General features: G+C 64.2%; 6 protein-coding genes. All 6 read right to left on the reverse strand.

The genetic code is table 11. From position 1 onward, the window contains the following. Window positions 1-17: 17 nt before the first annotated feature. The 6 genes from CG716_RS27095 to CG716_RS27120 are packed head-to-tail and all read right to left on the reverse strand — an operon-like array spanning window position 18 to window position 7,683. Window positions 18-1,613 (reverse strand): MCE family protein, encoded by a 1,596-nt coding sequence (locus CG716_RS27095; RefSeq protein WP_094484228.1) that lies wholly within the window; start codon window positions 1,611-1,613, stop codon window positions 18-20. Next, complete coding sequence (locus CG716_RS27100) at window positions 1,613-2,893, reverse strand: MCE family protein (RefSeq protein WP_094484229.1); 1,281 nt, start codon at window positions 2,891-2,893, stop codon at window positions 1,613-1,615. The genes CG716_RS27095 and CG716_RS27100 overlap by 1 nt, the downstream gene beginning before the upstream one ends. After that, window positions 2,890-4,377, reverse strand: coding sequence for an MCE family protein (locus tag CG716_RS27105; RefSeq protein WP_165774320.1), 1,488 nt, complete (start codon window positions 4,375-4,377; stop codon window positions 2,890-2,892). The genes CG716_RS27100 and CG716_RS27105 overlap by 4 nt, the downstream gene beginning before the upstream one ends. Then, a complete protein-coding gene (locus CG716_RS27110; RefSeq protein WP_094484231.1) occupies window positions 4,374-5,474 on the reverse strand; it encodes an MCE family protein in 1,101 nt (366 codons plus the stop codon). The genes CG716_RS27105 and CG716_RS27110 overlap by 4 nt, the downstream gene beginning before the upstream one ends. After that, window positions 5,474-6,499 (reverse strand): MCE family protein, encoded by a 1,026-nt coding sequence (locus CG716_RS27115; protein ID WP_094484232.1) that lies wholly within the window; start codon window positions 6,497-6,499, stop codon window positions 5,474-5,476. Before CG716_RS27115 ends, CG716_RS27110 begins: the two co-directional genes overlap by 1 nt. Further along, window positions 6,496-7,683, reverse strand: a complete 1,188-nt coding sequence (locus CG716_RS27120) for an MCE family protein (RefSeq protein ID WP_094484233.1) — start codon at window positions 7,681-7,683, stop codon at window positions 6,496-6,498. Before CG716_RS27120 ends, CG716_RS27115 begins: the two co-directional genes overlap by 4 nt. Window positions 7,684-7,772: the final 89 nt, after the last annotated feature.

Here is a 7,772-nt window from a genome sequence, read left to right on the forward strand (position 1 = left end):
ACCTCTCCCTTCAGCCGTCATGTCGTCGGCAACAGGTCCTTCCACGTCTGGTCCCCACCGGGATGCACCAGATCGCTCTGTCGGAACACGTTGCCGTCCGGCGTCGCGTACTGACCCGTCGCCGGGTCGTACGTGGCAATCGCCACCGACGGACCACCTCCGGCGCCGGGTTTGAAGGCACTCGGTGCTACTCCCGGTGCGCCACCGGTGTCAGTCGGCGCGATATTCGGAGCACCCACAGGCCCCGTGAATCCACCAGGCGGCGCTATCGGACCAGACGGCGGCGCGGGGACCGGCCCCGCCGGCATCGGCGTTCCCTGCAGCGGACCGAAGATGTGGTCCTGGAACGTGGTCCGGTCGTCGGGCGGGATGCCCTGCGCGATCAGGTTCGGGTCGATCGGGTTGGGACCGGTCGCGTGCTGTCGCATCGCCAGCGGCTCATAGGGCTTGTCGCTATCGCAGATCTCCACCGTCGGTGCCCGCTTGCCGGGTTGACCCATGCATGGATAGTTGCGGGCGCCGCGGACGGCGGTCGGCGAGTCCTGCGGCAGCTTGCAATAGAGCCCGTCCGGCGTGTCCGCGTCCGACGTGTCTTCCGGTGAGCGCCACTGGGACGGTGGCAGGAAGCCCACCGTGCAGGCCGGCGGATCGCTGATCGTCAGGGTGAAGTCACCCAGCGTCATGCCCGTCGGGTTGTTCAGTGGTGAGCCGACCGCCTGGATCGATGCGACGTAGGGCGGCAGCAGCACCAGCAACTGCTCCAGCGACCGGTTATAGGTCACTCCTACTTGCCCGAGCGTGGTGAGGCTGGCCAGCAAGACCGGAAGCGTCGGTTTCACCTGATTCAGAAGAGCGGTCGCCTCGTTGACGGCGCCAGGGCCGTTGGCCAGGATGCCGCGCCATTGCGGGTCGTTGGTGTTCAGCTGATCGGTGATGCCCGCAAGACTGTGCGCCCACGTGCGGATCGAATCGGTAGAAGCCAGCTGGCCGTCCAGCAGTGGACGGCTGTCCTCGACCAGGGTGCGGGTCTGATCGGCGGTGCCGCTGAAATCGGCGGCCAGCTTCGACGCCGAGTCGTTCAGGGTCGTGAGGTCGTCACCAGCGCCGTTGAACGCCTTGTAGGTGCTATTCAGCAGGTCAGGGATGCGTTCGGTTGGAATGCTCTTGAGCAGCGTGTTGACCTGGTCGAGCATCGGGCCGACAGCCTGCGGCACGGTCGCGCTCTTGACCGGAATCACCGATCCGTCCTGCAGGTAGGGGCCCGAATCGGTACGTGGTACGAGATCCACATACTGCTCGCCGACCGCCGAGACGCTCAGCACCCGGGCTTGCAGGTCAGCAGGCACCTTAGGATTGGTGTCCAGTGACAGCGTGGCCTCAGCACCGGTGCGGGTCGGTTTCACGTCGGTGACCCTGCCCAGTTGGACACCCCGATAGGTCACGTTCGAAAACTGGTAGAGCCCACCGGTTCTGGGAAGTTCGAGCTTGACGGTCATTTTGCCAATGCCGAACAGCGTCCCCACCTGCATGTACGCGACGAGCATCACGCCGATGCCGACCACCGAGGCAATCGTGAAGATGATGAGCTGATTTCGGACGAAACGCGTCAGCATCAGTTACCCCCGTCCTGTGGCGCTGCCTGCGGGGCGGGGCCGGGTAATGGGCCAGTCCCCGTTCCGGGGGCGGGTTGGGTGTCGCCACTGAGGACTGCCGGTTGAGGTGCTGCGGGTGCCGGCGGCGGCGGTGCACCGGTGTCGATATCGGCAACCTGTGTCGGTGGCGGGCCGGTGAACGGAGCGTTCAGCGGATCGTAGGTGTACGTCGCGTACCACGGATCACCCGGTGCCGGAACCAGTTTGGCGTTCTCGTCACCCCAGCGCGTACCGAGCATCAAGGTCTTCTTCAACCGCGGCACGGTGAAGTCGAAGACAATGAACTGGTTGAGGTAGTCGCCTCGGATGCCTCGGTCGATCACCTGCTGCGTGTACGGGAACGTCGGGAGGTAGGCCAGCGCAGTGTCCAGCTTGGGCCCGACATCAGCCAGTGCTTTCAGCGTGGGTTCGAGATTCTGCAGGTTGCGCACCAGGTCGGTCTTGGTGTCGTTGACCAGACCAGTGGCCAGGTTCGAGAAGTCACGGAACTTCTCCAATGCCGTGGTGATCCGCGGACGCTCCTTGACCAGGACGTCGAGTGCGGGCGGAATCCGGTTCAGTGCATCGGTGAGCACCTGCTGCTGCCCGGCGAACGTGCCGGCCAACCGGTTCAGCGAGTTCACCGCGTCATTGATGCTGTCGCGCTGAGTGGCCAGCAGTCCGACGAAATCATTGAGCCGCGTGAGCAAGTCGCGAATCTGGTCCTGCCTGCCGTTGAGCGCGGCGCTGAACTCGTGGATGATGTCGCCGATCTGGCCCAGTCCACCGCCGTTGACGACCACCGACAGCGCCGACAGAGTTTGCTCGGTCGACGGATACGTCGAGGACTTGTTGAGCCCGAGGGTGGCACCGGGTTGCAGAACCCCGCTGGGGGCTTGGCCCAGCGGCGGGTTCAGCGCCAGATGCATCGAGCCCAGCAGGCTGGTCTGGCCAACCGTCGCCACGGCGTTGGCCGGGATCACCACGCCAGGCTCCACCGACACCTCGACATCGGCGTGCCAGTCGGTCACCGTCATATCGCCCACGCTGCCGACAACGACGTCGCCGACCATTACAGGCGAATTCGATTCCAGCTGACCGATATTCGCGATTTCAATGTGGTAGGTGCTCGAACCCTTGCCGTGGCCGACCGTCCCCGGCAACGGCAGAGAGTTCAGGCCGCCGAAGCTGCAGCCGGTCACCGTGACCGCAACGCACGATGCGGTCACCAGCAGTCGCTGGACCGAACGACGACGGATCATGATGGCGGATTCCCTTCAGCCGGTGCCGGTGCCGGAGCCGGAGCCGGAGCTGGGGCAGGCGATTCGGCCGGAAGCAGGATGCCTTCCAGGTTGGTCGGAGCCGGCGCCGCAGGCCCGGCCGGCACCCCGGGTGGGATGGGAGCGCCGGGGAACAACGCGGGCGACGGATCGGCGGGCAATCCGTTGGGGGCGTACGAACCAGGAGTCGAGTTCGGCGGCGCCCCCCAGCCGGCCGGCCCTGGTACGTCGCCGTTATAGCCGGTGAAAGCCGATACCGCGGGCGGAGTCTCATAGCCCGGCGGGACCCCGCCCGAGCCACCCGGGGCCAGGCCCGGGTCGCTGTAGATCAGCTTGTCCGGGCTGGTCGACTTGCCCAGGTAGGAGTTGAACGGGAACGGCAGGTAGTTGAAGTTCAGCAGCCGCAGGGCAGGGCCGAGGTACTGCGCGCACAGCTTTCCGGTCTCCGGTGCGGTCGCGTTCTGCACAGCCCCGATCGCCGAGCAGATCACCTGCATCGGGTTGGAGAAGTTCGCGAGCGCGAATCCACCCAGCGCGCTTTGGGAGTCGGGGTTGTAGATGTTGTAGGCGTTGCCGATTGCGTTGGGCGCCACGTGCAGCAGGTTCTCGACGACGAGCTTGTTGTCGGCGAGATTCTTGGTCACGCTGCTCAGCCGCTGCAATTGCTCGGCGGTCTGGTTGCGGGTACCGGCAATGAAGCGCCGGACATCGACGACCGCGCTGGACAGGTTGGTCAGCGCGCCGTCCAGATCTGACCGGCTGCCGTCGACAACACTGGTCAACGATGCCAGGCGATCCTGAAACTGGACGATCTGAACGTTGCTGTCGCGCAGCGCGCTCACGAAGATCTGCAGGTTCTTGATGGTGTCGACGATGTTGCCACTGCCGTCGGCCAAGACCTTGCTGACCCCGGACAGCTGCCGGATGGCGTCACGCAGCTTGTCCCCGTTGCCGTCCAGCGCGTTGGCCGCACTGTCGATGAAGCGCCCTACCGACGTGTTCTGGCCTTCGCTGGCCGGCCCGAGATCGGTTGCCAGGCGCATCAACTGCGTCTTGATCTCGTCCCATTCCACCGGGATCGCGGTGCGGTCAAGACCTATCACCGCGCCGTCGGCCATCGTGGGCCCTTTGTCGTCATAGGGCGGGGTGAGCTGAACGTAGCGGGCGCCCACCAGGTTCTGCGCGACGATGACCGCCTGGGCATTGGCCGGGATCGGCACGTCACGATCGACGGCCAGAACCAGTTTGGCCTTGGTGCCCTGGGCGTCGATCGACTTGATGGTGCCGACCTTCACTCCCGCCACCCGCACCTCGTCGCCGGGATAGATCGCGGTAGCGCTGGTGAAGTATGCGGTGATGGTGTTGGGCTTGAAGAATGCCTGGCGAACCAGCAGTGCGATCCCGCCGACGATCAGGACGGCGAGCACCGCCGCCACCACAACCGTCAATCGCCTCCGGGACTTCATGGCTGCTGCCCCCATTGCTCGTTAGGTTGCGGTATTCCGTTGTAGGGGAACGGGATTTCCGCACGCGGTCCGGCGTTGTCACTCGGTCGGCCAGCATCGATGCCGCGACGGAAGCCGAGCGCGTAGTCGAAGAAGGGCTGCAGTAGCTGCGCCGGGCTCAGGTTCGCGACGAACGCGTTGTAGTAGAAGCCGTTGTTCACCGCTTCTGCCTGCGTCAGCTGGAACTTGGCCAGGCCCTTCATGGCCGCGGTGATGTTGTCGTTGTTCTTCTCCAGCATCGCGGTCACCGAATTGAGCTTCTCCAGCGCCGGCGCCAGATCCTTCTCGTTGTCGGCGACAATTCCGCTGAGCTGCTTGGCGAGCGCGGAAGTGTTGGCCAACAGGTTCGAGATGGCGTAGCGGCGTTGCTGCAAAACTCCGATCAGGTCGTTGGCATTCAGCAGCAGGGTGTTCACCTGCGCGCTGCGCTGCGCGAGGATCCCGGTGACGTTCGAGGCGCTCTTGAGCAGGTTGGACAGTGAATCGTTGCGCTCGTTGAGCATTCGCGACAACTTGCTCAGCCCGTCGAAGGTCGGACCGAGCTGCGGGGTGATCCGGTCCAGAGTGTCCGACAAGGTGTCCAGTGAGTGGTTGACCGCCGCGGTATCAGTGTCGGCGGTGTTGGCGGCGAAGTCGGACAGCGACTCGCTCAGCGAGTAGGGCGATCCGGTGCGCGACACCGGGATCACGTCGGCCGACTGGAGGGATCCCTTTCCACTGGACTCCAGCGTCAGGATCCGTTGTCCCAGCAGTGTTCCGGTACGGACGTGAGCGGAGGTGTCGGCGCCGAGGTGGACCGAACCCTTGACCATGAAGGTCACCAACGCCTTGCCGTGCTGCAAAGACACATCCGAGACGGTGCCGACCTTGACTCCAGACACCTTGACGTCGTTACCCGGCTGCAGGCCGCCGGCCTCCGTGAACAGCGCCTGATGCCGGATCGAGGTGGCGAGCGACAGCAACCGTTCGGGCGCAAGCCCGATGGTGATGACGAGCACGATCAGAACCAGGCCAATAACGCCTGCCTTGATCAGCGAGGACCCACGATATTTGAGCATTAGGGCTCCGCGCACCTTCCAGTGTGTTGGATGATCCAGGGGAAGTAGGCGGTGCGGCCTTGCAGGTCACTGACACGCAGCGACAGTCCACAGAGGTACTGATTGATCCAGCTGCCGTAGGACCCCAGACGCACCACCTTGCGGTAGTTCGCCGGTGCCTTCTTGATCGAGATGTCCAGAAGTTCCTTGTCCTGGTCCAGCAGCGGAGCCAGCCGACCGAGCTGGCCGATGGTGCCGGCCAGCGGAGCCCGCGCCTGGCCCAGTAGGTCGGTCAAGGATGCGGTGCCGTTGTCCAGCGCGGTGATCGACTCACCGATCGGGTCCTTGTCAGCGGCCAGGCCGGTGATCAGCTTCTCCAGCTTGTCGACCGCACCGGAGAACTTGTCGCCGTCCTTGCTGATAGTGGAGACCACGGTGTTGAGGTTGTCGATCAGCTGTTGCACCGTCTGTCCGTTGTCGGCCAGCGTGTTGCTGAACGACGACGTCCTCGAAAGCAGCGATTCGATGTTGCCGTCCTGGCCCTGCAGGATCTGGATCAGCGAGTTGGTCAACGCATTGACGTCCTGCGGATTAAGGCCCTGGACAACGGGTTTGAGCCCACCGAGGAGAAGGTCGAGATCCAGGGCCGGCTCGGTGCGGTCGACCGGAATCTGGCTGCCCGGCGGCTGGATCTTCGCCGAGCCCGGGCTGTCGACGAGCTCGAGGTAACGATCGCCGACCAGGTTGAGGTAACGCACCGTCGCTTTGGTCCCCGACGTCAGCACGATCTTGCGGTCGGCGTCGAAGTCGACGACCACCTTGTTGTCGGGTTGCAGGTCTACATCTTTGACGGTGCCGACGCGAACGCCGGCCACCCGGACCGAGTCACCTGATTTCAAGCTCGACGCGTCGGTGAAGACCGCCGAATACGAGTTGTCCGAGCCGGACCGGTACTGGCCGAAGATCGCGAACAGTGCGACGGTCAGCAGGAGCATCACCACACCGAACACGCCGACCTTGACGAGCGTCTTCCACAGCGCGGTCATCCCGGTTGTCCGATCTGCGCGGAGTTGCGCGGCGGGCCGTCCAGCGGGCCGAAGAGCGCCTGCTTGAGTCCGTCGGAGTTCAGCAGGATGCCCTGATTGCCGTACTGCGCGGGGTTCGCGCCGATGTCGGAAATCACGAACGGCGGGCTGGTCTCAAACGGCACCTTCGGCAGGTCGGCGCATTGCGGGCCACCGCTGGCGGCGACCTTGGGCAGGTTGGCCGGATATCGGTAGCGCTCACGGCCGAGGAAGAACGACTGCAGCAGAACGGCTCCCGGCAACGGGAGGCCCGGGCCGGTAGCGAGCGGAAGCAGGCCGCCGATACCGCATGTCAGCGCGGCGTTGTACTTGTTGAGCAGATCGGTGGTGGGCACCAGCAGGTGCACGACGTTGGCCAGCGGATCCCTGTTTTCACTGATGACCTCGGTGCCGACGTCGGCCAAGCCGATGGCGCTGACCAGGAGGGCGTCGAGGTTCTGGTTCTGGTTGACGATGGTGTCGCTGATCTTCGCCGTGTTCTTGACAGTGGTGAGCAGGTCGCCGGACGCATCACCGTAGGCGTCGAACACCTTTGGCGCGACTTCTAATTCGTGGTTGAGCGTGTCCAGACTCGGATTGATTTTGGCCAGCGCGGTATCGAGGTCGACCAGGGTCTGACCGAACTGGTCACCGCGGCCGTTCACTGATTTTGCGATAGCACCCAGGGTCTGGTTCAGCTTGGCGGGTTCGATCTGCGAGAGCACCGAAACCAATTGCTGGAACACGGTGTTGACCTCGACGGTGACGTGATTGCCGTCGATGACCTGACCTGACCTGATGGACTGTGCCGAGGGATCGGTCGGCGGGTTCAACTCGACGAATTTGGACCCGAACACCGTCGAGGAGGTGATGTCAGCAGTCACGTTCGCCGGGATGTCGTTGATCCGAGCGGGGTTGAGCGCAAGGTGCAGCGCGGCTTTTCCGTCCGGCAGCAGGTCGATCGACGAGACCTTGCCGACCTGGGCACCGTTGAGCTTGACCTTCGCGTCCGGGTACATCACCAGACCGGCCCGCTGCGAGATCACAGTCACCGGAACGGTTTTGGTGAAGCTGTCCTGGAACAGCCCAACGGCCAACGCGATGATCGCCGCGATGACCACCACGGTCGCCAAACCAGCGACCGGGCGCGCGATACCTGATTTCATCGGGCTCCTCGGCTATCCGGACAGGTTGAAGTTGCCGTTGGAGCCGTAAATGGCTAGGGAGACCAGCAAGGTGACCGAGACGACCACGA

Origin of the sequence: Mycolicibacterium sphagni, from assembly GCF_002250655.1 — a bacterium.
GTDB classification, from domain to species: domain Bacteria; phylum Actinomycetota; class Actinomycetes; order Mycobacteriales; family Mycobacteriaceae; genus Mycobacterium; species Mycobacterium sphagni.

Excerpts from the sequence above, each read along its gene's own strand:
- CG716_RS27110 (WP_094484231.1), bottom strand. The coding sequence starts at position 5,474 with ATGCTCAAATATCGTGGGTCCTCGCTGATCAAGGCAGGCGTTATTGGC.
- CG716_RS27095 (WP_094484228.1), bottom strand. The coding sequence starts at position 1,613 with ATGCTGACGCGTTTCGTCCGAAATCAGCTCATCATCTTCACGATTGCC.
- CG716_RS27100 (WP_094484229.1), bottom strand. The coding sequence starts at position 2,893 with ATGATCCGTCGTCGTTCGGTCCAGCGACTGCTGGTGACCGCATCGTGC.
- CG716_RS27105 (WP_165774320.1), bottom strand. The coding sequence starts at position 4,377 with ATGAAGTCCCGGAGGCGATTGACGGTTGTGGTGGCGGCGGTGCTCGCC.
- CG716_RS27115 (WP_094484232.1), bottom strand. The coding sequence starts at position 6,499 with ATGACCGCGCTGTGGAAGACGCTCGTCAAGGTCGGCGTGTTCGGTGTG.
- CG716_RS27120 (WP_094484233.1), bottom strand. The coding sequence starts at position 7,683 with ATGAAATCAGGTATCGCGCGCCCGGTCGCTGGTTTGGCGACCGTGGTG.